The sequence below is a fragment of the Ideonella azotifigens genome (assembly GCF_021043325.1).
Lineage (GTDB): Bacteria > Pseudomonadota > Gammaproteobacteria > Burkholderiales > Burkholderiaceae_C > Ideonella > Ideonella azotifigens.
Window position 1 is genome coordinate 92,674 of sequence record NZ_JAJNKD010000009.1, and the last position, 25,122, is coordinate 117,795.

Sequence of the window (25,122 nt, forward strand, 5' to 3'; positions counted from 1 at the left end):
AGCTTTTGGGTGGAGGCGCAAAGGTTCCGCACCGGTATCGTTTGCTTACCAATCAGTCAGTCTGGCGCAACGGACGCGCGGATTCGTTCCGGGGAAATCCTTGGTTCGTCAACAAGCTTGCTGCTAGCATTGAAGTGCTTTGTTAACTTTGCGCCCGTTCACGGTGTCGCTGGAGCCATCTCCCGTGGGTTTTCTTGATCGCTTTCTGGGCCAGAAACATCCCCAGATGATGGGTCTCGACATCAGTTCATCCAGCGTCAAGCTGGTTGAACTGGGTCAGTCATCGTCCGGCGAATTGGTGCTCGAACGACTGTCCAGCGAGCCTTTTGAAAAAGGCTGGATCGTGGATGGGCAAATCGAGAAATTTGATGAAGTGGCCGATGCGGTGCGGCGCGTTGTGGCCCGCAGCGGCACGCGCACCCGACACGTCGTGATGGCCATGCCGGCCGCAGCGGTCATCACCAAGCGCATCGTGCTGCCTGCCGGTCTTCGTGAAGAGGAGATGGAGCTTCAGGTCGAAACCGAAGCGCATCAATACATCCCGTTCTCGCTGGACGAAGTCAGTCTGGATTTCTGTGTGATTGGACCGAATTCGAATTCGGCCGGTGATGTGGATGTGTTGATCGCTGCTTCGCGAAAAGACCGCGTGCAGGACCGGCAAGGCCTGGCCGAGGCGGCCGGGTTGACGCCGGTTGTGCTGGACATTGAATCGCATGCCTCCCGTCTGGCCATGACGCGGCTGGTCGCCGCTTTGCCTGACCAAGGCAAGGACGCTTTGGTCGCGTTGTTTGAAATTGGCGCGGATACCACCAGTCTCAAGGTCCTGCGGGAAGACGAGTTGCTGTACGACCGCGACCAATCTTTCGGGGGTGCCCAACTCACGCAGTTGATCTCGCGGCAATACGGCTTTTCATATGAAGAGGCGGAGCAGAAAAAGCTCAGTGGCGATCTGCCCGAAGACTATGGCCCCACCTTGCTGACGCCGTTTGTGGACAGCTTGGCACATGAAATTGGCCGTGCTTTGCAATATTTCTTCACCAGCACGCCGCATCACAAGGTGCATTACGTGATGCTGGCGGGTGGCGCGGCATCCATGACCGGGTTGCGCGAACGCGTCAAGGACGTCACCGGTTTCGCCTCGCGCGTGGTGAATCCTTTCGAGAACATGAAATTAGGGCCGGCGGTGCGGGAGGCCAAGCTCAAGCGTGAGGCGCCGTCTTACCTCACGGCCTGCGGCCTGGCCATGCGGAGATTTGTGCAGTGATCCTGATCAACCTGTTGCCCCACCGAGAGGCGCGCCGGCAGGAACGCAAGCGGGCATTTTTCGCGGCCCTGGGACTGGCAGCCATTGTGGGTGCCGGTATCGTCCTGCTTTGGTATCTCGTGTTGCAGCAATTGACTGCCGCGCAGAACTCCCGAAACAGCTTTCTGAAGACGGAAATCACCAAGCTCGAAGTCAAGATCAAGGACATCGCGGACTTGAAGGCTGAAATCGAAGCCTTGAAGGCGCGACAAAACGCTGTGGAAAACCTCCAGACGGATCGGAATGTGCCGGTCTATCTGTTGAACGAGCTTGTCAAGCAGACGCCCGAGGGTGTCTATCTGACTGCCGTCCGTCAAAGTGGGAATCAGGTCACTGTCAGTGGCGTTGCCCAGACCAATGAGCGTGTTTCCGAGTTACTGCGCAACACTGCCTACAACTCCACGTGGTTGGAGCGTCCTGAGTTGGTGGAAAGCAAGTCCGCCAACATTCTGATTGGCAAGGATCAACGCAAATTGTTTGATTTTTCCATCAAAGTGTCGATCAAGCGGCCCGCTCCGCCTGCGGGGGCTGCCAGCGGCGCGGCACTTGGCAAGCCTGCGACCGCCAAAGTGTCCTGAGTATTGACCATGGCGACACAGAAAAAAACCTCTCAAATCGACGTCGGGGCGTCGCTGCGTGCGGCGGGCGGCCAGTTTCAGGGCTTGGACCCCAAGGAGCCCGGACAGTGGCCGATACTGCCAAAGGCTGTGGTCTGGCTATTGGCTGCCGTCGTGGCTGTGGTGGTGGGCTGGCTGTTATTGATCAGTGATGAAACAGATCGTTTGGCGCAATCCCGGGACCTTGAACCAAAACTCAAGACCGAATATCGGCAGAAGCTCACCCAGGCCGTCAATCTTGAAGAGTTACGCAAGCAAAAGGAACAGGTTCAGGAGTATGTGACTCAGCTGGAAAAGCAATTGCCAGGCAAGGCTGAGATGGATGCGCTGCTGTCGGACATCAATCAGGCCGGTGTTGGGCGGGGCATGCAATTTGAGCTCTTCCGGCCGGGGCAGGTGGTGGTGAAGGACTATTACGCCGAGTTGCCAATCGCCATTCGGGTGTCCGGTCGCTTCCACGACATTGGTTCATTCGCTGGGGATGTCGCCAATCTTTCGCGCATCGTCACCTTGCACAATTTGGTTATCACGCCCACTACAGCCAAGGACAACTCGGGTGCCTTGGTCATGGAAGCCACAGCGCGGACCTACCGCTATCTGGATCCAGCCGAGGTGGCTGAGGTCAAGCGAGAGGCTGCTGCAAAGGTGAGCGCAAAGAAGAAGGGCAAGTCATGAGTCGGCAGTTTTTGACTTGGCTTGGGTTGGGACTGATCCTGTTGATGGCTGGCTGTTCTGGTGACAACCAGGAGATTCAGGCCTGGATGGATCAACAGGCGAAAGAGGTTAAGCCGAATGTGCAACCGATTTTACCGCCGCGGAAATTCGAGCCGGAGCCTTATGTTGGCAGTGTTGCGCCGGAGCCGTTTGGTGCGGGCAAGATGGTGGCGGGGACACGACTTGATGCGAGAGGCTCAAATGCGATCCTCGCGGCTGAAATGCGCCGCCGGAAGCAACCGTTGGAGTCGTTTCCTCTGGATGGCATGAAGATGGTCGGCAGTGTGAATCGAGGGGGCCAGCCTCATGCATTGCTGAAGGTTCAGGGGCTGCTGCACTACGTGAAGGCGGGCGATTATCTGGGTCAGAATTTCGGCAAGATCACCAAGATTTCCGAAACCGAGCTCGAGTTGCGTGAAATCGTGCAAGACGCCTCTGGCGAGTGGATTGAACGCACCAGTACCCTCCAGCTTCAGGAGTCGGGGCAATGAACAACAGGTTGGAGTCACGCAAGATGCGTAGTTGGTACGCGGCAGCCCTGGCGCTGTCGATCGGGATGATGGCGCCGGGCTTAGCTATGGCGCAAAACGTCATTCGCTCGGTCACCGGTTCGCAACAGGCCAATGGCGAAGTGATTCGGGTTGAACTCAGCCAGCCTTTGGCTTCTGCGCCCACCGGGTTCGTGGTCCAGGCGCCACCTCGGGTGGCCATCGATCTGCCGGGTGTCACCAATGGTTTGGGCACGTCCAGTGTAGAGGTTAACCAGGGCAATGTTCGGTCTGTCAACGTTGCCAATTCCGGTGATCGCACCCGGCTGGTAGTGAGCCTGAAGCAGGCAACTTCCTACAAGACAGAGATTCAAGGCAAAACGCTCTTGATCCTGTTGGATTCGCAGGCTTCAGCAGGTGCTGCCCAGGATGCGGTGCATTTCGCCACCAACCAGAATTCCGAACAGCTGGCGCTTCGGGACATTGATTTCCGGCGTGGCCCAGATGGCGCTGGGCGCGTCGTAGTGGGGCTGGCCAACACCCAAGTCGGCGTAGATTTGCGGCAGCAGGGCCAGAATTTGGTGGTGGAGTTCCTGCATTCCACCCTGCCGGAGAGTCTGCGTCGCAAGTTGGATGTTTCCGACTTCGGCACGCCTGTGCAAGGCATTTCGGCTGTGCAAAATGGTGACCGAGTTCGTCTGTTGATCGAGCCTCGCGGTGCCTGGGAGCACAGTGCCTATCAGACCGATACGCAATTCGTGTTGGAAGTTCGTCCGGTGCGCATGGATCCGAACAAACTGGTGCAGGGTCCCGGCTTCCAGGGTGAGAAACTGTCGTTGAACTTCCAGAACATTGAAGTCCGCGCGCTGCTGCAAGTTATCGCGGACTTCACCAATTTCAACGTGGTTACCAGTGACACTGTGACCGGCAGCGTTACGCTGCGCCTGAAGGATGTGCCCTGGGATCATGCGCTGGATATAATCTTGCAGGCCAAGGGTCTGGGCATGCGCAAGTCTGGCAACGTGCTGTGGATCGCGCCCAAAGAAGAACTTGCCGCCAAGGAGCAGGTGGATCTTGAGGCAAAAAAGAAGATTACGGAACTGGAGCCCGTGCGGACCCAGTCCTATCAGCTCAATTACACCAAGGCCGAAGAGATTGCAAAGGCCTTGACCGGGCAAGGCAGCGCTGCCGGTGCTGGATCCGCCGCGTCAGGCTCGGGGGCCAACGCAACACGGATTCTTTCGCCACGAGGCTCGGTGTTGGCTGAAGCCCGAACCAACCAGCTTTTTGTGTCGGACATTGCTTCCAAGTTGGAAGAGGTGACGACCATGATTTCCAAAATTGACATTCCAGTGCGCCAAGTGTTGATCGAGGCGCGCATTGTCGAGGCTGATGACAAGTTCGGCCGGGCATTGGGTATCAAATTGGGGGCTACTGACCTGCGTGGCGTCAATGGGGGAGTTCCCGGCTATTCGGTCGGCGGTAGCAACTACGTAACGGTGGGCGGCAACTACAACCAGGTTGGTTATCAGACCAATCAGCAGGGCACCGACACCGCTTACTCCAACAGCCAGTTCGTGAGCCTTCCGGCCAATACCAGTGCCATCAGCACGGCCTCCGCTGCAACGATGGCACTCTCGCTTTTCAGTGCGTCCGCCAATCGCTTTCTGAACTTGGAACTTAGCGCATTGGAAGCGGAAGGCAAGGGCAAGATCGTGTCCAGCCCGCGGGTGATCACCACCGACCAAGGCAAGGCTGAAGTCGAGCAGGGCGTGGAGATCCCGTACCAGATCGCTTCGTCAAGCGGCGCCACCGCGGTGTCCTTCAAGAAGGCGAGTCTGCGTCTGGAAGTGACGCCACAAATCACACCAGAAGGCAATGTGATTCTCGCGCTCGAAGTCAACAAGGATAGTCGAGGCGACAACACCACCGCAGGCCCGGCGATCAACACCAAGCACGTGAAGACCCAGGTGCTGGTGGAGAATGGCGGTACAGTCGTCATCGGTGGCATCTTTACGCAGGAGGAGCGCGACGAGGTCAACAAGGTTCCGCTGCTGGGTGATATTCCTTATCTTGGTGTTTTGTTTCGCGACACGGTTCGGTACAACAACAAGACGGAACTGCTGATGTTCATCACACCTAAGATCATCACGGACAGGTCTGCAGCTCGCTGAGTATTTGCATCGGCTTGGGCCGAAGAGGAATAGAGGGGAAATGATGGTTCGGAAGAAAATTGCTGCGGCTTGGTTGCTTTTGGCAGCCATGTTGCAAGCCTGTGGTGGTGGCGGAGGTGATGCAGGCACGCCCGTGGTTGGTGGCGGTGGCGGAGGCGCAAGCACGGTTGCGGCGTTGCGTTTGGACCTTAGCTCCGCAACGATCATCAACACGGCGCCCGCGGCAGTCACCGTTACTGTTACTGCGGTGGATGCAAATAATCAGGTTGTTAGCGACGCTCCTGTAGTTGTAACGGCGGACAGCGGCGGTGTTGTTACTTCTACTGCTTCTGCGACCGATACATCTGGCGTGCTGACCTCTTCGGTCGGGATGGGGGCAGATACCACTGTTCGTACGATTACGGTCACCGCGACAAGTGGGAAGATAACTGGCGCTGCGCGAATTTCAGTGGTAAGTACCAGTGGCGGCACGACAGTTTCAGCCCTTCGTGTTGAACTGAGTTCCGTTGCGATTGCCAATCAAGCACCGACGCCCGTAACGGTCACGGTTACGGCAGTTGACTCTAACAATCAGGTTGTCAGCGGCGCTCCGGTAGTGGTCACCGCAGACAACGGCGGTGTTGTTACTTCCACGGCCTCCTCCACCAGCACATCTGGCACATTCATTTCGACCGTGAGTATGGGTGCAGACGCATCCACGCGGACGATTACGGTGACCGCTACCAGCGGTAACGTGACTGGTACTGCAAAAATCAGCGTCGTGGAGAGTGTCAGCGGGGGGGCGGCTTCGCTTGCCTTGGCGCTTTCCGCTCAAACCGTGACAGCTTCGAATCCTGTCACGGTATCGGTGACCCTGCAGGATGCGAGCGGGAATGCTGTGCCCAGCGCTGTCGTGTCTTTCAGCACGACACTTGGCCTCGGTACGTTCAGTTCTAGCACGGCACTCACTGATTCAACTGGCAAGGCATCTGTGCTGTTGTATCCGGTGAGTACCACAGCCACAGGCGCCGATTACGTTGTGGCTTCCGCCACTGTCAGCGGCACGGCTTTGACGAAGAGCCTCGGATTCCAAACCAGTGCGACATCCGTTGGCATCCAAACCTTCACCTCTGGGTTGACCGGTGCTCTGAGCGCTTATGGTCAAGCCACGTTGAATGTCAGCCTCTCGGGAACGACGGCAGGTACACCGGTCGGTTTGTCCATTCAGTCGCTGTGCGCCAATAAGGGCAAGGCAACCATTACTCCTGCGTCCGTGACAACGTCCAGTGGATCGGCTAGTTTTACGTACAAGGATGTACAGTGCGGTGCGACGGATACGACCGACACAGTCACGGTGACCGTGGTGGGTACCTCCACCAGCGGCTCTCTGACCATTCCTTTGTCTCAGCCTTCCGCCGGCAGTCTTGGCTTCGTTTCTGCGTCGCCGCAGACGATCTATCTGAAGGGTTCCGGACTGGGCGAAACTTCTGTGGTGACCTTTGTGGTCAACGATCAAGCGGGTAATCCGCTCCCGGGCCAAAGCGTAGCGCTTCAGCCGACCACGACCGTTGGCGGGTTGACCATGGATGCGCTGGGTGTGAATACTGATGGTTCCGCGCCTACGGAAACGAAGATCAGTGACTCGAATGGCCAGGTGGCAGTTCGAGTGAGTTCTGGAACTGTGCCAACCCCTGTTCGAATCAAGGCGACGTTGACCAGTGCAGGCATTTCTACGGTATCAAGTAACTTGAGCATCGCCGTTGGACTGCCGTCCCAGTTGAATTTTTCGCTGTCTCAACAGACGATCAACATCGAAGGCATGAACCATGACGGGACAACCAATACTTACACGGTGATCGCTTCCGATCGAATGGGCAACCCCGTGCCAGCCAACACGACGGTGAATTTCGTGGCCGAGGGTGGGCAAGTCCAATCTCAGGGATTCACTACCATCACAAATGGTTTGGCTGGAACGACGGTGAACTTCCAGTCGGCGGATCCGAGGCCTGTCGATGGGCGAATCACCGTGGTGGCTTATGCGCTGGGTGAAGAGTCGTTCATTGACATGAACGGGGACAACAAATGGGACAGTATTGAGGACTATCAAGATCTGGGTGCTGTGTTCCTGAGTCGTAAATTCAGCCAAGCCTATAATGCGGGCCAAAGCGATCAGTTCATCAAGGGGGCGGGAACCATTGCGTGCCACTCTCCGAGCAGTTCCCTACTTGCCGTCAACGCAAGCATTCCTTTCCAAGCGGGTACTTGCGACGGCACCTGGAGCAATGCAGGCTATGTTCGTCGCGCGGCGGAGACTGTGCTATCCACGTCTGGTTCCCGTCTCATGTGGTTCAGAGATGCAACGTCTACGCCGGTCGTCGCCAATGTGTCCGGTGGTTTGCTTGATGATGGATGTCAGGCGCAGTCCATCGTGGTGGCGGACGACGGCTTCACTACGAGTAGTGCTACTTACTACCGCATGGCAAGCGGATCGTTGTACAAGCTGCCTGCAGCGGGGAGTCTGACTTTCCTGGTTTCTGACGAGAACAACAATCGCCTCAATCCGATGCCCGCTGGCACCACCGTTACCGTGTCGGCGACGGACGGCATCACCACCAGTGTGAGCGGTGGGTCGCCGGTGGCCAATACTTCGACGGCGACCGCTGCGGCGATCAGCTACAAGTTCACAACTGCTAGTTCTGGGACTATCTACATCAGCACAACTTCTCCGTTGGGCTTGACGACGACTTTCCCGGTGGCTGTGTCGACTTCCGCGGCGCCGCCTTCCGGGACCGCCTGCTCGTTGTGATCGTCAGTTTGGTTGGACTGCCGGGCAGCGGTAAGTCCACCATTGGTCGCCAACTCGGGCGCAACCTGGGCTGGCGGTTCGCGGACAGTGACCATGAGATCGAGCAGCAAATCGGCTGCTCGATCTCTACATATTTCGAGCTGCATGGTGAGCCGGCATTTCGTGACGTCGAGGAGTTGGCCATCGCGCGGCTCGCGGTGCGAGATGGATTGGTTTTGGCAACCGGTGGCGGTGCCGTGCTGCGCGAGACCAACCGCCACGCGCTCAAGGCGGATGGCAATCTGGTCATCTACCTGCGATCGCAAGTAGATGACCTGGCCCGCCGGCTGCAGCACGACACCCAGCGTCCTTTGCTCAAAGGCGTGCCGCCTCAGGTTCGGTTGCGCGAACTGTTTGCGCAGCGCGACCCGCTGTATCGCGAGATCGCTGACTTCACCGTCGACACGGGGCGCAGTTCCGTGGCAACTTTGGCGCACTTGATTGCGATGCAACTGGAGCTTGCTCGGCCTGAGCAGTTCAAGGGCCCGGCAAGCGGCTAGTACGTATTCAGCCCCCCAACCATCCATCGAGGGTCGTCGCCGCAGGGCACGGCCGAATCGACTTGAATTGCCTCTTGTAAGCTGCTGATTTGACTAGAACACTGCGGCCTCATGGCAATCACTCCGAGCATCGCGCCGAGCACCCCGAGTGAGGTCGAGGGCGTCAAGCCGGCGACCTTGGCGCAGTGTCACGAGATCATCGCGCAGCAGGCCCTGGAACTGGCCGAGTTGAGGCAGGCCGTGGCGCTGCTGGCCGAGCGGCTGAAGCTGGACTCGCACAATTCATCGAAGCCGCCGTCCTCAGACGGCCCGGGAGGCGCCAACCGAGCGCAGCGCCGCGCCAGTGGACGCAAGCGTGGCGCGCAAAAGGGCCACCCCGGCCCCTACCGTGCCTTGCTGCCGGAGACCGAGGTCAACGGGCTGCACGAGTGCATGTCGCCGCCGCAGTGCGAGTGCGGTGAGGCGGTGGCCGTGCGGGGCAAGCCGTATCGCCACCAAGTGTTCGACATTCCGCCCGCGGTGGCCGATGTCCAGGAGTACCAGTTGTACGGCGGCGTGTGTTCGGGCTGCGGCAAGCTGCATCGCGCGCCGTTGCCGGCCGGCGTGCCCAGCGGACAGATCGGCCCGCGCGCGCTGGCCATCATCGGTACGCTGGGCACCCGCCACCACCTGACGCAGTTCAAGATCCGTGACTTGCTGGCGCAGATGATGGGGCTGGACTTCAGCGTGGGCACCATCTCGCAGGCCCATGGCAAGGTGGCCCAAGCGCTCAAGGCGCCGGTGCATGAGGCCATCGGGTCACTGGCCAAGGCGCCGCTGGTGCACATGGACGAGACGCGCTACCCGCGAGAAGGCCAGACCAACTGGGTCTGGGCTGCGATCCAGCCACACCTGGCGGTCTTCAGCATCTTGCCCTCGCGCGCCCGGTATGTGATCCATGAGCTGATCGGACGCGAGCCCGGCGGCATCGTCGTGTTGGACCGGTATGCGGGCTATGCGTTCATCGATCCGCAGCGGCGGCAAGTCTGCTGGGCGCACCTGCTGCGAGACTTCAACCGGATCGGCCAGCGCCAGGGCTTGGCAGGGCGGATCGGGCGCCGCTTGCTCGGGCTGGGCTTTGTGCTGTTTCGCTGGCGCGAGCGGGGCAAGGCCGGCGCGCAGTTCGAGGCCTTGCAGCGCCGCGTTCACACAGCCTTGACCCGAGGGGTCGAACAGACCGGTTGCCCTCGCACGCAGGCCACCTGCCAGAACCTGCTCAAGCTCTGGCCGGCGCTGTGGGGCTTCGTGGGCAACCCGGCCGTGCCGCCGACCAACAATGAGGCCGAACGGTCGATCAGGTCCATCGTGCTCAAGCGCAAGATCTCCGGGCCGACCCGCTCCAAGCGCGGCGACGAGTTCATCGCGCGTGGCTTCAGCGTCGTCGAAACCTGCCGCAGGCAAGGCCGCGACTTGCTAGCCTACATGCATCAGGCGGTCATCGCCTGGATCGACAAGGCGCCCCACCCAAGTCTGCTGTCACCGCCACCGCAGATCGCGCCTTCAGGTTGATGGCCTTCGGGCTTGGCATCCCTTGCTCGCTCAACTTCCTCGTGAGGGGGCTGAATACGTACCTATTGGCCACGCTTACACTGCCGCATGCCAACAAGGACTGCGACCTCTAATTTGCCGATGATCCGCGTGCCAGTCTGCCTGGGTGATCGTGCATACGACGTGATGATCGGCTCTGGCCTGCTGCGGGCTGAAGAGCATTGGTCCGATTTGCCGCGTGCCTCCGCCGCAGTGCTGGTGACCAACGTTACCGTCGCGCCGCTGTATGCCGCTGCAGTGCAAACCCAGCTGAAAAATAGATTTGCCAAGGTGCATCTGGTGACCTTGCCAGACGGCGAGCATCACAAGACCTGGCAGACGCTGAACCTGATCTTCGACCAATTGCTGGGTCACGAATGTGATCGGAAAACGGTGTTGGTGGCGCTTGGCGGCGGCGTGATTGGCGACATGACCGGCTTTGCCGCTGCTTGCTACATGCGCGGCGTGCCTTTCGTGCAGGTGCCGACCACGCTGCTGGCACAGGTGGACTCTTCCGTCGGAGGCAAGACCGCCATCAATCACCCGCTTGGCAAGAACATGATCGGCGCGTTTTATCAACCGCTGCGTGTCTTCTGCGATGTGGACACCTTGCAGACACTCCCGCCTCGCGAGGTGGCTGCCGGGTTGGCGGAAGTCATCAAGTACGGGCCGATTGCCGATGCGGCTTTCCTGGGGTGGCTCGAAGATCACATCGACGATCTGGTTGCCCTCAAGCCGGATGCGCTGATGCACGCGGTGCGTCGCAGCTGCGAAATCAAGGCGGCTGTGGTGGCGGCCGACGAGCGGGAAGGCGGGCTGCGTGCCATTCTCAACTTTGGCCATACCTTTGGCCACGCCATCGAGGCCGGTCTCGGCTTTGGTGTCTGGCTGCACGGCGAAGCGGTCGCCGCGGGCATGGTGATGGCCGCGGACTTGTCCGAGCGACTGGGGTTGATGCCGGTAGGATTTCAGGTCCGGTTGTCGGCACTGTTGCAACGAGCCGGCTTGCCCGTGCTGGGTCCCAAGCTGCCGGTAGACGAATACATGCAGCACATGCGCGTGGACAAAAAGGCCGAAGGCGGCGACATCCGGTTTGTGCTGATCGACCGCATCGGTTCGGCCGTGGTGCGGCCAGCGCCGGAGGCATTGGTGCGCCAGACCTTGGAGGCTTGCTCCGCGTGAGTGTTCCGGACAGCCCGGGTTCGCCGCTGCGGGCGGTTTACGCGGTGCCTCCGACCAGTCCGGGTGGTCGGCGCGTCGCCGAGCCACCCGCGCCGACACGCAGCGACTTCCAGCGTGACCGGGATCGCATCGTGCATTGCACCGCGTTTCGCCGGCTGGTCTACAAGACGCAGGTCTTCCTCAACCACGAGGGCGACCTGTTCCGCACGCGCCTGACGCATTCGCTGGAGGTGGCCCAGCTCGGGCGCTCCATTTCGCGCAGCCTCGGGCTGAACGAAGACCTGGTGGAGGCCATTTCGTTGGCGCATGACCTGGGCCATACGCCGTTTGGTCATGCAGGGCAGGACGCCTTGAACGATTGCATGGCCGAGTACGGCGGCTTCGAGCACAACCTGCAGAGCTTGCGGGTGGTGGACGCGTTGGAACAGCGCTACCCCGGATGGGATGGTCTGAACCTGTGCCTGGAGACGCGCGAGGGCATCCTGAAGCGCTGCCCGTTGCCATTGGCCCAGCAGATCGAAGCCCGCGAACCATCGGGTGTCGCGCGCCGGTTCCTGGACGGCACGCAACCCAGCCTGGAGGCGCAGCTGTGCAACCTGGCCGACGAGATTGCCTACAACGCGCACGACATTGACGATGGCGTGCGCTCGGGTTTGCTGAGCCTGGCCGCCTTGCGGGAGGTTCGGTTGTTCGCCCGTTTCGACGAGGAAGTCCAGCGTGACCATCCTGGTCTGGCAGGCAAGGCGCCACGCCGCCTGCTTGCGGAAGTCATCCGACGCATGCTCTCGGCCCAGGTCTATGACGTGATTGCCAGTGCGTCGGCGTCGCTCGCAACCGCGGCGCCTGCTTCCTGCGACGAGGTGCGCCGGCATCCTGCCCTGATCCGCTTCACGACCGACATGCGCCATGCCAGCGCCGAGCTCAAGCGCTTCCTCTTTCGTGAGCTGTACCGCCACCCGCAGGTCATGGACACCACCGAGCGGGGTCGCCGCATCATTGCCGAGCTGTTCGCCGCCTACCTCGACGACCCCCGCCAGTTACCGGAAGAGCACCGCGAGCCTGAGACCACGGAGGGCATCAGCCCCCGGCGCGTTGCCGACTACATCGCCGGCATGACCGACCGCTTCGCCACCCGGGAGCACCAACGCCTCACCGGCAGGCAAGTGTTCCTGGAGCGCTGACACCAGCTTGTGCCGCAGACACTCCGACCCCAAAAAAATGGGGTCGGAGTCGATTTGTTTACACTGCCGGCATGGCTCGCCAACCTCGAATGTCGGTCGCGGGATACCCGCATCACCTGATCCAGCGCGGGCACAACCGCGCTGACGTCTTCATCGACAGCGCTGACCGTCAGCGCTATCTGGACATCCTGCGAGACGTGGCACATGAGCACAAAGTGGCCGTGCATGCCTACGTGTTGATGAGCAACCACGTGCACCTGCTGGCCACGCCCGAGACAGTCGAGGGCCTCAGCCGCATGATGCAAAGCCTTGGCCGTCGCTATGTGGGCTGGTTCAACCACAAGCATCAGCGCTCAGGCACGCTCTGGGAAGGCCGCTTTCGCTCCCACCTGGTCGACGCGGACACCCACCTGCTGAGCTGCCTGCGCTACATCGAGCTCAACCCGCATCGGGCCGGGTTGGTCTCGGGCTTGCTTGACCACCCATGGTCCAGCATGGCGCACCACCTTGGGCAGCGCCGCGATCCGTTGTTGACTGACCATCCCGCGTTCTGGCAGCTTGGCAACACGCCTTTCGAGCGAGAAGCGGCTTACAGGCGATGGCTGGAAGAGGGGGTTTCCGAATCCGAGCGGCAACGCCTGACGAGCAGTCTGTTGAAGGCGCAGCCGCTCGGCAGCCCACGTTTCATGCAGCAGTTGGCACAGGATCTGGCGCGGCCTTTGGTCCCCAAGTCGCGTGGTCGGCCACGAAAGCCAGCTGTGACAGATGACTCTGTCCCTATTTAAATGCTTGCATCGGGGTCGTGGCCTGTTTAATTGACTCTGACCCCAATTTATAGAACTTGAAGGGCAAGGCGTTATTGCGCACACTAGGGCATTCCCCAGCTACCGTCGAGGATTGCGCCATGACCCAGGCCGCCACGGGACCTACCCGCCAAGAAATCGAAGCGCTCGCCGAAGGCGGCTTGTATGACCCGGCGCAGGAGCACGACGCCTGCGGTGTCGGCTTTGTGGCCCACATCCAAGGGTTGAAAGCACACCACATCGTCGAGCAGGGCCTGAAGATCCTGGAGAACCTGGACCACCGTGGCGCGGTGGGCGCGGACAAGCTGATGGGCGACGGCGCCGGCATCCTGATCCAGATCCCGGACGACTTCTTCCGCGCCGAAATGGCCGCGCAAGGCGTGGCGCTGCCGCCGCTGGGCGAATACGGCGTTGGCATGATCTTCCTGCCGAAGGAGCATGCTTCGCGCTTGGCCTGCGAGCAGGAACTGGAGCGCGCCATCAAGGCCGAAGGCCAGGTGCTGCTGGGCTGGCGCGACGTGCCGGTGGACCGCGACATGCCGATGTCGCCCACCGTGCGCACCACCGAGCCGGTGATCCGCCAGGTCTTCATCGGCCGCGGGCAGGACGTGATCGTGCCGGACGCGCTGGAGCGCAAGCTCTACGTGATCCGCAAGACGGCGTCCGCCGCCATCCAGCGCCTGAAGCTCACGCACAGCCGCGAGTACTACGTGCCCAGCATGAGCTGCCGCACCATCATCTACAAGGGCCTGTTGCTGGCCGATCAGGTCGGCAAGTACTACAAGGACCTGGCCGACCCGCGCACCGTCTCGGCGCTGGCGCTGGTGCACCAGCGCTTCTCGACCAACACTTTCCCGGAATGGCCACTGGCGCACCCGTACCGCATGGTGGCGCATAACGGCGAGATCAACACCGTCAAGGGCAACTTCAACTGGATGCGCGCCCGCGAAGGCGTGATGAAGTCCCCGGTGCTGGGTGACGACCTGCAGAAGCTCTACCCGATCAGCTTTGAAGGCCAGTCCGACACCGCGACCTTCGACAACGCGCTGGAGCTGCTGACCATGAGCGGCTACCCGCTCGCCCAGGCCGCGATGATGATGATCCCCGAGGCCTGGGAACAGCACGAGAAGATGGACCCGCGCCGCCGGGCCTTCTACGAGTACCACGCCTCGATGATCGAGCCCTGGGACGGCCCCGCTGCGATGGTCTTCACCGACGGCAAGCAGATCGGCGCCACGCTGGACCGCAACGGCCTGCGCCCGGCGCGCTACATCGTCACCGACGACGACCTGGTGGTCATGGCCTCGGAAAGCGGCGTGCTGCCCATCCCCGAGAACCGCATCGTCAAGAAGTGGCGCCTGCAGCCGGGCAAGATGTTCCTGATCGACCTGGAGCAGGGCCGCATCGTGGACGACGGCGAGCTGAAGAACCAGTTCGCCAGCGCCCGCCCGTACCGCCAGTGGATCGACAACGTGCGCGTCAAGCTGGACGAAGTGCCGGCCGCGCAGGCCGCCGCACCGGCCAGCTTCACCGAGGCGCTACTGGACCGCCAGCAAGCCTTTGGCTACACCCAGGAAGACATCAAGTTCCTGATGGCACCGATGGCCATTGCCGGCGAAGAAGGCATCGGCTCGATGGGCAACGACTCGCCGCTCGCCGTGCTGTCGGACAAGAACAAGCCGCTCTACAGCTACTTCAAGCAGCTGTTCGCCCAGGTCACGAACCCGCCGATCGACCCGATCCGCGAAGCCATCGTGATGTCTCTGAACAGCTTTATCGGCCCCAAGCCCAACCTGCTGGACATCAACGCGGTGAACCCGCCGATGCGCCTCGAAGTGGCCCAGCCCATCCTGGACTTCCAGGACATGGCGCGGCTGCGCGCGATCGAGGCGCACACCAGCGGCAAGTTCAAGCCCTACGAGCTGAAGATCACCTACCCGCTGGCCTGGGGCAAGGCCGGCGTCGAGGCCAAGCTGGCTTCGCTGTGCGCCGAAGCGGTGGACGCGCTGAAGAGCGGCCACAACATCCTGATCATCACCGACCGGGCGATGGACCGCGAACACGTGGCCATCCCCGCGTTGCTGGCATTGTCTGCCGTGCACCACCACCTGGTGCGCGAGGGCCTGCGCACGACGGCCGGCCTGGTCGTCGAGACCGGTTCGGCGCGCGAGGTGCATCACTTCGCGGTGCTGGCGGGCTACGGCGCGGAAGCCGTGCACCCGTACCTGGCGCTGGAGACGCTGACGGCGATGCACGCCGACCTGCCGGCTGATCTTTCGACCGACAAGGCGATCTACAACTACGTCAAGGCCATCGGCAAGGGCCTGTCGAAGATCATGTCCAAGATGGGCGTGTCGACCTACATGTCCTACTGTGGCGCCCAGCTATTCGAGGCCATCGGCCTGAACCGCGACATGGTCGCCAAGTACTTCCGCGGCACGGCCACGCAGGTCGAAGGCATCGGTGTGTTCGAAGTGGCTGAAGAAGCGCTGCGCAATCACCGCGCCGCGTTCGGCGAAGACCCGCTGCTCGAAGGCATGCTGGAGACCGGCGGCGAATACGCCTGGCGCACCCGCGGCGAAGACCACATGTGGTCGCCCGACGCGATTGCCAAGCTGCAGCACAGCACCCGCTCGGGCAAGTTCGACACCTACAAGGAATACGCCCAGCTGATCAACGACCAGAGTCGCCGCCACCTGACGCTGCGTGGCCTGTTCGAGTTCAAGTTTGACCCGAGCAAGGCCATTCCGCTGGAAGAGGTCGAATCGGCGGCCGACATCGTCAAGCGCTTCGCGACCGGCGCGATGTCGCTGGGCTCCATCTCCACCGAGGCCCATTCGACGCTGGCCATCGCGATGAACCGCATCGGCGGCAAGAGCAACACCGGCGAAGGCGGTGAAGACCCTGCGCGTTATCGCAACGAGTTGAAGGGCATCCCCATCAACGCTGGCACCAAGGTGTCCGACGTGGTGGGCGCCGACGTGATCGAGTCCGACTACACGCTGAAGGACGGCGACAGCCTGCGCTCGCGCATCAAGCAGGTTGCTTCCGGCCGCTTCGGCGTCACGACCGAATACCTGGTCTCTGCCGACCAGATCCAGATCAAGATGGCCCAGGGCGCCAAGCCCGGCGAAGGCGGCCAGCTGCCGGGTGGCAAGGTGACCGAGTACATCGGCCGCCTGCGCCACTCGGTGCCGGGCGTGGGCCTCATCAGCCCGCCGCCGCACCATGACATCTACTCGATCGAGGACCTGGCGCAGCTCATCCACGACCTGAAGAATGTGAACCCGCGGGCCAGCATCAGCGTCAAGCTGGTGTCGGAGGTCGGCGTGGGCACGATTGCCGCGGGCGTGACCAAGTGCAAGGCCGATCACATCGTGATCGCCGGGCATGACGGCGGCACCGGTGCATCGCCCTGGTCGTCCATCAAGCATGCCGGCTCGCCGTGGGAACTGGGTCTGGCCGAGACGCAACAGACCCTGGTGCTGAACCGGCTGCGCGGCCGCGTGCGCGTGCAGGCAGACGGCCAGATGAAGACCGGTCGCGACGTCATCATCGGCGCACTGCTGGGTGCCGACGAATTCGGCTTCGCCACCGCGCCGCTGGTGGTCGAAGGCTGCATCATGATGCGCAAGTGCCACCTGAACACCTGCCCGGTGGGCGTGGCCACGCAGGACCCGGTGCTGCGCAAGAAGTTCGCTGGCAAGCCTGAGCACGTGGTGAACTTCTTCTTCTTCGTTGCCGAAGAAGCCCGCAGCATCATGGCCCAGCTGGGCATCCGCAAGTTCGACGAGCTGATCGGCCGCGCCGACCTGCTGGACACCAAGAAGGCCATCGGCCACTGGAAGGCCAGGGGCCTGGACTTCAGCCGCGTGTTCCACCTGCCCAAGGTGCCGGCCGAGGTGCCGCGCTTCCATGTCGAGTCGCAGGACCATGGCCTGGACCGCGCGCTGGACCGCAAGCTGATCGAGAAGTGCCGCGCCGCGATCGAAAAGGGCGAGAAGGTCCAGTTCATGGAGGACACGCGCAACGTCAACCGCACCGTTGGCGCCATGCTCTCCGGCGAACTGATCCGCCACCGCCCAGAAGGCCTGCCGGATCACACCGTCTTCATCCAGATGGAAGGTACCGGCGGCCAGAGCTTTGCTTCTTTCCTGGCGCCCGGCATCACGCTGTACCTGATCGGCGAGGCCAATGACTACACCGGCAAGGGCCTGTCTGGCGGCCGGGTCGTGGTGCGCCCCAGCATCGATTTCCGCGGCGACGCCAGCCGCAACATCATCGTCGGCAACACCGCGCTGATCGGTGCCACCAGCGGCGAGGCCTTCTTCCGCGGCGTGGCCGGCGAGCGCTTCGCGGTTCGCCTGTCGGGCGCCACCGCGGTGGTCGAAGGCACGGGCGACCACGGTTGCGAATACATGACCGGCGGCACTGTTGCCGTGCTGGGTGTGACTGGGCGCAACTTCGCAGCCGGCATGTCCGGTGGCGTGGCTTACGTCTACGACGAAGACGGCAAGTTCGCCGAACGCTGCAACACCGCGATGGTGGCGCTGGACAAGGTGCTGCCGGCCGCCGAGCAGGAGGGCGGTACCGACAAGGCGCTGTTCCATCGCGGCAAGACCGACGAAGCCACGCTGAAGAAACTGATCGAGGACCACCACCGCTGGACCGGCAGCCTGCGCGCCCGCGACATCCTGGACCACTGGGCCGAATCGCGCGCCAAGTTCGTCAAGGTCTTCCCGCACGAGTACAAGCGCGCGCTGGGCGAGATGCATGCTAAGCAACAAGCCAGCGAAGTGGTGACCAAGGCAAAGGCTGTTGAAGCCTCCAAGTCTGTCCCCGCCAAATAAGCCAGCCGCAGCAAGCTAGGAATCAAACATCATGGGAAAAGTCACTGGCTTCATGGAGTACGACCGGCTCGAAGAGGGCTACCTGCCGGTCGAGTCACGCCTGAAGAACTACAAGGAATTTGTCATCGGCTTGAAGAGCGATGACGCCAAGGTCCAGAGCGCACGCTGCATGGACTGCGGCACGCCGTTCTGCAACAACGGCTGCCCGGTCAACAACATCATCCCGGACTTCAACGACCTGGTCTTCCGCAACGACTGGCGCAATGCGATCCGGGTGCTGCACAGCACCAACAACTTTCCCGAGTTCACCGGCCGCATCTGCCCGGCGCCCTGCGAAGCCGCCTGCACGCTGAACGTGAATGACGACGCGGTGGGCATCAAGTCCATCGAGCACGCCATCATCGACCGTGCCTGGGCCGAAGGCTGGGTGGCGCCGCAGCCAGCCAAGCACAAGACCGACAAGCGCGTGGCGGTGGTCGGCTCCGGCCCGGCTGGCCTGGCCGCGGCGCAGCAGCTCGCGCGTGCCGGGCATGACGTGGTGGTGTTCGAGAAGAATGACCGCGTGGGCGGCCTGCTGCGCTACGGCATTCCCGACTTCAAGATGGAGAAGACGCACATCGACCGCCGCGTCAAGCAGATGGAAGCCGAGGGCGTGGTCTTCCGCACCGGCGTGATGGTCGGCGCGCTGCCCAAGGGTAGCAAGGTCACCAACTGGGCCAAGGAGACCGTCAGCGCCGAGCAGCTGAAGGCCGAGTTCGACGCGGTGCTGCTGGCCGGCGGCGCCGAGCAGAGCCGCGACCTGCCGGTGCCCGGCCGCGACCTCGAAGGTGTGTACTTCGCGATGGAGTTCCTGCCTCAGCAGAACAAGGTCAACGCCGGTGACAAGCTCAAGGGTCAACTGCGCGCCGAAGGCAAGCACGTCATCGTGATCGGTGGCGGCGACACCGGCTCCGACTGCGTGGGCACCAGCAACCGCCATGGCGCGGCCAGCGTCACCCAGTTCGAGCTGATGCCCACGCCGCCGGAGCAGGAAGACCGGCCCCTGACCTGGCCGTATTGGCCGTACAAGCTGCGCACCTCGTCCAGCCACGAGGAAGGCTGCCAGCGCGAGTTCGCCATCGCCACCAAGGAGTTTGTGGGCGAGAAAGGCAAGCTGACCGGCCTGAAGACGGTTCGTGTCGAATGGCAGGGCGGCAAGATGGTCGAAGTGCCGGGCAGCGAGCAGTTGCTGAAGGCTGACATGGCGCTGCTGGCCATGGGTTTCGTGAACCCGGTCGGCACCATCCTCGAAGCCTTTGGCGTGGACAAGGACAACCGTGGCAATGCCAAGGCCACCACTGAGGCGCACCACGGCTACCGCACCTCGGTCGAGAAAGTGTTCGCCGCAGGCGACATGCGCCGCGGCCAGTCGCTCGTGGTCTGGGCCATTCGCGAAGGCCGGCAGGCCGCGCGCTCGGTGGACGAATTCCTGATGGGCCACAGCGAACTGCCGCGCTGACCAGAGTCGCTTTTCCCACTGAGAAGACCCTGCCGACCGATGGTTGGCGGGGTCTTCGCGCTTTCAGCGCCGCCGAGGTATTGCATTGGCAACGGGACTTGCGTGCGACGCCAACGACAGAGGCTCAGCAGCCGGGCATTTCAGGTTGAACCCGGTATCACACGCCGGAAACCCCCGCGCCACAGGCGAAACGCCAAGATCCGGTATCCTACGCATTGACTTTCCGGTCCCCAGCCATTGGCTGCGCGTGGCCCCTCTTGTCTTCAACCCCTTTGAGTCCGGTCCTGGTGGCCGCGCTTGCCTTTGTCCCAAGCATTGATTGAGATCGACCACGTCACGTTTGGCTACGACCCGAGCCGGCGCATCCTGAACGACGTGTCGCTGAATTTCCAGCGTGGCCAGGTCACCGCCATCCTGGGCGGCTCGGGCTGCGGCAAGACCACGCTGCTGCGCCTGATTGGCGGCGTGCATGCCGTCGACAGCGGCCGGGTGGTGTTCGACGGCGAAGAAGTCAACGTGCGCGACAAGGCCCAGCTGTACCGGCTGCGCCGCAGGCTGGGCATGTTGTTCCAGTTCGGCGCCTTGTTCACCGACCTCAGCGTGTTCGAGAACGTGGCCTTCCCGCTGCGCGAGCATGGCGGCTTGAGCGAAGAAATGATCCGCGACATCGTGCTGATGAAGCTCAACGCGGTGGGCCTGCGCGGCGCTGCGGCGCTGCGCATCAGCGAGGTGTCGGGCGGCATGGCGCGGCGCATCGCGCTGGCTCGCGCGGTGGCGCTGGACCCGGAAGTCATCATGTATGACGAGCCGTTCGCCGGGCTGGACCCGATCTCGATGAGCGTGACGGCCAACCTGATTCGCAAGCTCAACGACGCCACCGGCGCGACCACGCTGATGGTCTCGCATGACGTGCAGGAGTGTTTCCTGATCGCCGACTACGCTTACCTGATGGCCGCTGGCGGCCGGGTCGTGGCACATGGCACGCCGGCCGAGCTGAGTCAGTCCGAAGAGCCGGAAGTGCGCCAGTTCATCCGCGGCGAGCCCGACGGGCCGGTGCGCTTCCACTACCCGGCTGCGCCCTTGGCCGAGCAGCTGGGCCTGGCAGCACCGGCCGCCGACACGCAGGGGGCCACGCTGTGATGGACCTCGTTGCGCGCCTGGGCGCCGCCACGTTGCGCGTGCTGCAGTCGCTGGGTCATGCGACCTTCTTCCTGTTCGACCTGATCCGCTTCCTGCCGGCGGCGCTGCGACGCTTCGGGCTGGTCGTCACGCAGTTGCACGCCATCGGCAACCGTTCGCTGGTCATCATCCTGGCCTCGGGCATGGCGGTCGGCTTCGTGCTGGCGCTGCAGATGTACTACGCGCTGGTGACCTACGGGGCGGCCGAGTCGCTGGGCCTGATCGTCAACCTGGCACTGGTTCGCGAGCTGGGGCCGGTGGTCGCCGCGCTGCTGTTCGCTGGCCGGGCCGGCACTTCGCTGACGGCCGAGATCGGCCTGATGAAGGCCGGCGAGCAACTGGCGGCGATGGAGATGATGGCGATCGACCCGCGTGCTCGCGTGCTGGCGCCGCGTTTCCTTGGCGGCATCATCTCGATGCCGCTGCTGGCCGCGCTGTTCTCGGCCATCGGCATCCTCGGCGCCTATGTCGTTGCGGTGTTGCTGATCGGCGTGGACGCTGGCAACTTCTGGTCCATCATGCAGTCGCGGGTGGACGTGTTTCGCGACGTGGGCAACGGCGTCGTCAAGTCCTGCGTGTTCGGCTTGATCTGCACTTCGGTGGCGCTGTACCAGGGCTATGAAAGCCAGGCCACGCCTGAAGGCGTGGCCCATGCGACCACGCGCACCGTCGTGATTGCTTCCCTGGGTGTGTTGGCGATGGACTTCCTGCTGACCGCCCTGATGTTCTCCACCCCTTGAGCTGCATGTCGAATCCCATGCCCAAGGCGGGAGCACGAAAGAACTGTTTATGAACAAGAAAAGCATCGAAATCCTGGTTGGCCTGTTTGTGCTGCTTGGCGCCGCCGCCATCGTTTTCCTGGCCCTGAAGGCGGCCAACCTGGCCAGCTTCTCCAGCACCGAGGGCTACCAGGTCAAGGCCCGCTTTGACAACATCGGCGGCCTCAAGCCACGCGCGCCTGTGCGTTCGGCCGGCGTCAACGTCGGACGGGTCAAGTCCATCACGCTGGACCCGGCCACCTACCAGGGCCTGGTGACGCTGGAAATCAACAAGGGCGTGCAGTTCCCCAAGGACTCATCGGCCAAGATCCTGACGGCCGGCCTGCTGGGTGACCAGTACGTGGGCATCGAGCCGGGGGCAGATGACAAGAACCTGGCCGCGGGTGACGTGATCAAGCAGACCCAGTCAGCCGTGGTGCTGGAAAACCTGATCGGACAGTTCTTGTTCAACAAGGCGGCCGATGCGGGCGCCGACAGTGCAGGGGATTCCAAATGAGCATGACGACACGCCGCAGCGGCCTTGCCGCCGCGCTGCTGGTGTTGAGCCTGGCCGCGCATGCGGGCGAGGACGACATCGCGGTTGCCGCCGAGCCCTCCGAAAGCCAGCAGTCGCAGGACATTCAGGCCACGCCCGCAACGGACACGCAGCAGGTCGCGCCAGCCGAGGCGGACGCACAGCAGACCGCACCGGCGCCAGCACCAGCTGCATCCGACGCCGCGGCGGCGCCCGCAGCGGAGCCGGCGAGTGCGGTTCCCGCGGAGGCCCAGGCTGACCGTGACACCGAGCCCGGTGACAAGCCCTCGGCACCGACCCCGAACAGGCGCGACCCGTTCGAGTCCTTCAACCGCGGCGTGTTCTCGTTCAACGAAAGCCTGGACGCGCACCTGCTCAAGCCGGTGGCCGAGGGCTACAAGAAGGTCGTGCCGGAGCTGGTGCGTACCGGCGTCGAGAACGTGCTGGGCAATCTGGGCGATGTCTGGTCCACGGTCAACAACCTGCTGCAGGGCAAGATCGAGGGCACGGCGCGCATGACGATGCGGGTGCTGAGCAACTCCATCATCGGCATGGGCGGCATCTTTGATCCGGCCACCGACATGGGCCTGGAGCGTCAGAGTGAAGATTTCGGCCAGACGCTGGGCCGCTGGGGCGTGCCGCCGGGGCCGTACCTGGTGCTGCCGCTGCTCGGCCCGTCGACCGTGCGCGACGCGGCCGCGACGCCGGCCAACATCTACTTCGGCCCGACCTATTTCATCGACGACTCGAACGTGTCGCTGGGCGTCGGCGTGTTGAACGTGATCAGCACCCGCGCGTCGCTGCTGGACGCGGGCCAGATGCTGGACTCGATCGCGCTCGACAAGTACAGCTTCCTGCGCGACGCCTACCTGGCCCGCCGCCGCAACCAGGTCTACGACGGCAACCCGCCGGAAGAGCCGGACGACAGCGACGCCGATGGCGCACCTGTGCCGGCCAAGCCCTGAGGCACACACAACTCGTCACGTCTCTCGCGTCGGCTGGAAGCCGGGCCCGGGCGTTGACTGCAAGCACTGACCGGGCTGTCCGCCCGCTGAAAGGAAATCCAGGCATGTCGTTCGCTCTGTTCCCGCGCGCCGCAATCGTGATCACCGTGGCCGCCTCGGCCCTCGTCTCCACCGCCGTGTTCGCCCAAGCCACCGCGCCCGATGCGCTGATCAAGGATTTGTCCACCGAGGTCATCGACACGGTGAAGTCAGACAAGGCGATCCAGGCTGGCGACGTCAGCAAGATCGTTGCCCTGGTCGACGCGAAAGTGATGCCCAACGTCAACTTCCAGCGCATGACCGCCTCGGCCGTGGGCCGCCACTGGCGCACCGCCACGCCGGAACAGCAAAAGCGCCTGCAGGACGAGTTCAAGATCCTGCTGGTGCGCACCTATGCTGGCGCGCTGACCCAGGTCAGGGACCAGACCGTGGGCCTGAAGCCTTATCGCGCTGCGGCCGAAGACACCGAAGTCGTCGTGCGCACCGAGATCAAGGGCAAGGGCGAGCCGATCCAGCTGGACTACCGGCTGGAGAAGACGGCTGCGGGCTGGAAGATCTATGACGTCAACGTGCTGGGCGTCTGGCTGGTCGAGCAGTACAAGAGCAGCTTCGCGCAGGAAATCGGCACCAGCGGCGTCGATGGCCTGATCGCCAAGCTGGCCGAGAAGAACAAGGCGGCAGCCGGTTCCAAGGGCTGATCTCGCATGATTGCCTTGCCCGCCCACCTGACGCTGCGTGAAGCGCGCGCCACGCTGGCCTCGCTGACGCCCGCGATCGCAGCCAGCACCGAGCCGGTGATCGAGGTGGACGCCGCTGCGCTGACGCACATCGATTCAGCCACGCTGGCGGTGCTGCTGGCCTGCCGGCGCAGTGCCGAGGCCCAGCAGCGGCGCTTCGCGGTGCTGAACGCGCCGGCCCGGCTGGTCGAGCTGGCCACCTTGTACGGTGTGCAGGACCTGCTGGGGCTGCAGGCGCACTGAGTTTGCTGTTCCAAACGGCCAACGGCCGCGCGGACCTCAGGTTCGTGCGGCCGTTGTGCCTTTCGGGCCTGCGCTATTCCGGCTGCGCGTAGCGCCGCATGCGCAGGTTACGCTTGATCTCCTGCAGCACCGGCCGCTGGGCCTGGCCCAGGCGCAGGGCCACGCCAGTGGTCAGGATGTCGATGATCATCAGGTGCAGCATGCGCGAGACCATTGGGCTGTAGCGGTCGTAGTCTTCCGGATGGTCGGCCGCCAGCAGGATCTGGTTCTGGTTCTGCGCCAGCTGGGCCAGCGGCGAACTGCTGGCGGTGATGACGATCAGCGTCGCACCCTTGCGCAGCGCGATCTCGGCCACGTCGATCAGGTCCTTGCTGCGGCCCGAGTTGCTGATGATGACGGCGCAGTCCTCGGCCTTCAGCATCGTCGCGCTCATGATCTGCACATGACCGTCACTCATCGCCACGGCGTTGACGCCCAGGCGGAAGAACTTGTGCTGCGCGTCCTGGGCTACGATGCCGGAGTTGCCCACGCCGTAGAACTCGACCCGGCCCTTGGCCTGCGCCGTCGTCGTCAGCGCGACCAGTGCGCGCTCGAAAGCGTGGCTGGTCGCGTCATTGCGGTACTTCAGCATCGCCGCCACGGCGTTGTCGATCACCTTGACGATCAGGTCACCCGGCTTGTCATCCTCATCCACCGAACGGTGCACAAACGGCACGCCTTCGTTGACCGTGCCGGCCAGCTTCAGCTTGAAGTCGGCCAGCCCGTCATAGCCCACGCTGCGGCAGAAGCGCACCACGGTCGGTTTGCTGACATGCGAGCGCTCGGCCAGCTCGCCCACCGGCATCGACGAAAAGCTGCGCGGGTCCTGCAACACCAGCTTGGCGACCCGCTGCTCGGCGGGCGGCAGCGCAGGGATGGAGGCTCGGATGCGGTCCAGCATGATGGGTGACCTGGTTAGCTGTGGCT

General features: G+C 62.9%; 20 protein-coding genes. 19 read left to right on the forward strand and 1 reads right to left on the reverse strand.

The features are described 5' to 3' along the window. Window positions 1-184 precede the first annotated feature (184 nt). The 19 genes from LRH25_RS19010 (at window position 185) to LRH25_RS19100 (ending at window position 24,156) form a co-directional block, all read left to right on the forward strand. A complete protein-coding gene (locus LRH25_RS19010) occupies window positions 185-1,264 on the forward strand; it encodes a pilus assembly protein PilM (protein ID WP_231011952.1) in 1,080 nt (359 codons plus the stop codon). Beyond that, window positions 1,261-1,881: a PilN domain-containing protein gene (locus LRH25_RS19015; RefSeq protein ID WP_141285141.1), complete on the forward strand. Its 621-nt coding sequence runs from the start codon at window positions 1,261-1,263 to the stop codon at window positions 1,879-1,881. The genes LRH25_RS19010 and LRH25_RS19015 overlap by 4 nt, the downstream gene beginning before the upstream one ends. A 9-nt stretch (window positions 1,882-1,890) precedes the next feature. Beyond that, window positions 1,891-2,595: a type IV pilus inner membrane component PilO gene (locus LRH25_RS19020; RefSeq protein ID WP_141285139.1), complete on the forward strand. Its 705-nt coding sequence runs from the start codon at window positions 1,891-1,893 to the stop codon at window positions 2,593-2,595. Continuing rightward, entirely contained in the window at window positions 2,592-3,125 is a 534-nt protein-coding gene (locus LRH25_RS19025; RefSeq protein WP_141285137.1) for a pilus assembly protein PilP, read from the forward strand. Before LRH25_RS19020 ends, LRH25_RS19025 begins: the two co-directional genes overlap by 4 nt. Next, complete coding sequence (locus tag LRH25_RS19030; RefSeq protein WP_231011953.1) at window positions 3,122-5,296, forward strand: type IV pilus secretin PilQ; 2,175 nt, start codon at window positions 3,122-3,124, stop codon at window positions 5,294-5,296. The genes LRH25_RS19025 and LRH25_RS19030 overlap by 4 nt, the downstream gene beginning before the upstream one ends. A 40-nt stretch (window positions 5,297-5,336) precedes the next feature. Next, complete coding sequence (locus tag LRH25_RS19035; protein WP_141285135.1) at window positions 5,337-8,081, forward strand: beta strand repeat-containing protein; 2,745 nt, start codon at window positions 5,337-5,339, stop codon at window positions 8,079-8,081. Then, window positions 8,078-8,620 carry a shikimate kinase gene (locus tag LRH25_RS19040; RefSeq protein ID WP_141285133.1) on the forward strand — a complete coding sequence of 181 codons (543 nt, stop codon included), beginning with the start codon at window positions 8,078-8,080 and terminating at the stop codon, window positions 8,618-8,620. Before LRH25_RS19035 ends, LRH25_RS19040 begins: the two co-directional genes overlap by 4 nt. Before the next feature lie 111 nt (window positions 8,621-8,731). After that, on the forward strand, window positions 8,732-10,168 hold the full coding sequence (gene tnpC, locus LRH25_RS19045) for an IS66 family transposase (protein WP_231011957.1): 1,437 nt from the start codon (window positions 8,732-8,734) through the stop codon (window positions 10,166-10,168). Between the two features lie 120 nt (window positions 10,169-10,288). Further along, complete coding sequence (gene aroB, locus LRH25_RS19050; RefSeq protein ID WP_231011958.1) at window positions 10,289-11,368, forward strand: 3-dehydroquinate synthase; 1,080 nt, start codon at window positions 10,289-10,291, stop codon at window positions 11,366-11,368. Further along, a complete protein-coding gene (locus LRH25_RS19055; protein WP_375140557.1) occupies window positions 11,365-12,549 on the forward strand; it encodes a deoxyguanosinetriphosphate triphosphohydrolase in 1,185 nt (394 codons plus the stop codon). The genes aroB and LRH25_RS19055 overlap by 4 nt, the downstream gene beginning before the upstream one ends. Window positions 12,550-12,620: 71 nt before the next feature. Further along, window positions 12,621-13,334 carry a transposase gene (locus tag LRH25_RS19060; RefSeq protein ID WP_141285348.1) on the forward strand — a complete coding sequence of 238 codons (714 nt, stop codon included), beginning with the start codon at window positions 12,621-12,623 and terminating at the stop codon, window positions 13,332-13,334. 119 nt (window positions 13,335-13,453) lie between these two features. Beyond that, on the forward strand, window positions 13,454-18,202 hold the full coding sequence (locus tag LRH25_RS19065; RefSeq protein ID WP_141285346.1) for a glutamate synthase-related protein: 4,749 nt from the start codon (window positions 13,454-13,456) through the stop codon (window positions 18,200-18,202). 31 nt (window positions 18,203-18,233) lie between these two features. Continuing rightward, on the forward strand, window positions 18,234-19,700 hold the full coding sequence (locus LRH25_RS19070; RefSeq protein ID WP_141285344.1) for a glutamate synthase subunit beta: 1,467 nt from the start codon (window positions 18,234-18,236) through the stop codon (window positions 19,698-19,700). Between the two features lie 297 nt (window positions 19,701-19,997). Further along, window positions 19,998-20,840, forward strand: a complete 843-nt coding sequence (locus tag LRH25_RS19075) for an ABC transporter ATP-binding protein (RefSeq protein WP_141285342.1) — start codon at window positions 19,998-20,000, stop codon at window positions 20,838-20,840. Next, window positions 20,840-21,619: a lipid asymmetry maintenance ABC transporter permease subunit MlaE gene (gene mlaE / locus LRH25_RS19080; protein ID WP_141285340.1), complete on the forward strand. Its 780-nt coding sequence runs from the start codon at window positions 20,840-20,842 to the stop codon at window positions 21,617-21,619. The genes LRH25_RS19075 and mlaE overlap by 1 nt, the downstream gene beginning before the upstream one ends. Before the next feature lie 49 nt (window positions 21,620-21,668). Continuing rightward, a complete protein-coding gene (mlaD, locus tag LRH25_RS19085) occupies window positions 21,669-22,154 on the forward strand; it encodes an outer membrane lipid asymmetry maintenance protein MlaD (RefSeq protein WP_141285338.1) in 486 nt (161 codons plus the stop codon). Further along, on the forward strand, window positions 22,151-23,137 hold the full coding sequence (locus LRH25_RS19090) for an MlaA family lipoprotein (RefSeq protein WP_141285336.1): 987 nt from the start codon (window positions 22,151-22,153) through the stop codon (window positions 23,135-23,137). Before mlaD ends, LRH25_RS19090 begins: the two co-directional genes overlap by 4 nt. Before the next feature lie 104 nt (window positions 23,138-23,241). Continuing rightward, complete coding sequence (locus LRH25_RS19095) at window positions 23,242-23,874, forward strand: MlaC/ttg2D family ABC transporter substrate-binding protein (protein ID WP_141285334.1); 633 nt, start codon at window positions 23,242-23,244, stop codon at window positions 23,872-23,874. Between the two features lie 6 nt (window positions 23,875-23,880). Continuing rightward, window positions 23,881-24,156, forward strand: coding sequence for an STAS domain-containing protein (locus tag LRH25_RS19100; protein WP_141285332.1), 276 nt, complete (start codon window positions 23,881-23,883; stop codon window positions 24,154-24,156). A 73-nt stretch (window positions 24,157-24,229) separates the two neighbouring features. On the opposite strand, the gene LRH25_RS19105 is transcribed toward LRH25_RS19100, so the two are convergent. Beyond that, a complete protein-coding gene (locus LRH25_RS19105) occupies window positions 24,230-25,096 on the reverse strand; it encodes a MurR/RpiR family transcriptional regulator (protein WP_141285352.1) in 867 nt (288 codons plus the stop codon). Between the last annotated feature and the right edge of the window lie 26 nt (window positions 25,097-25,122).

Excerpts from the sequence above, each read along its gene's own strand:
- LRH25_RS19100 (WP_141285332.1), top strand. The coding sequence starts at position 23,881 with ATGATTGCCTTGCCCGCCCACCTGACGCTGCGTGAAGCGCGCGCCACG.
- LRH25_RS19060 (WP_141285348.1), top strand. The coding sequence starts at position 12,621 with ATGGCTCGCCAACCTCGAATGTCGGTCGCGGGATACCCGCATCACCTG.
- LRH25_RS19035 (WP_141285135.1), top strand. The coding sequence starts at position 5,337 with ATGATGGTTCGGAAGAAAATTGCTGCGGCTTGGTTGCTTTTGGCAGCC.
- LRH25_RS19105 (WP_141285352.1), bottom strand. The coding sequence starts at position 25,096 with ATGCTGGACCGCATCCGAGCCTCCATCCCTGCGCTGCCGCCCGCCGAG.
- tnpC (WP_231011957.1), top strand. The coding sequence starts at position 8,732 with ATGGCAATCACTCCGAGCATCGCGCCGAGCACCCCGAGTGAGGTCGAG.
- LRH25_RS19065 (WP_141285346.1), top strand. The coding sequence starts at position 13,454 with ATGACCCAGGCCGCCACGGGACCTACCCGCCAAGAAATCGAAGCGCTC.
- mlaE (WP_141285340.1), top strand. The coding sequence starts at position 20,840 with ATGGACCTCGTTGCGCGCCTGGGCGCCGCCACGTTGCGCGTGCTGCAG.
- LRH25_RS19090 (WP_141285336.1), top strand. The coding sequence starts at position 22,151 with ATGAGCATGACGACACGCCGCAGCGGCCTTGCCGCCGCGCTGCTGGTG.
- LRH25_RS19070 (WP_141285344.1), top strand. The coding sequence starts at position 18,234 with ATGGGAAAAGTCACTGGCTTCATGGAGTACGACCGGCTCGAAGAGGGC.
- mlaD (WP_141285338.1), top strand. The coding sequence starts at position 21,669 with ATGAACAAGAAAAGCATCGAAATCCTGGTTGGCCTGTTTGTGCTGCTT.
- aroB (WP_231011958.1), top strand. The coding sequence starts at position 10,289 with ATGATCCGCGTGCCAGTCTGCCTGGGTGATCGTGCATACGACGTGATG.
- LRH25_RS19025 (WP_141285137.1), top strand. The coding sequence starts at position 2,592 with ATGAGTCGGCAGTTTTTGACTTGGCTTGGGTTGGGACTGATCCTGTTG.
- LRH25_RS19020 (WP_141285139.1), top strand. The coding sequence starts at position 1,891 with ATGGCGACACAGAAAAAAACCTCTCAAATCGACGTCGGGGCGTCGCTG.
- LRH25_RS19030 (WP_231011953.1), top strand. The coding sequence starts at position 3,122 with ATGAACAACAGGTTGGAGTCACGCAAGATGCGTAGTTGGTACGCGGCA.
- LRH25_RS19095 (WP_141285334.1), top strand. The coding sequence starts at position 23,242 with ATGTCGTTCGCTCTGTTCCCGCGCGCCGCAATCGTGATCACCGTGGCC.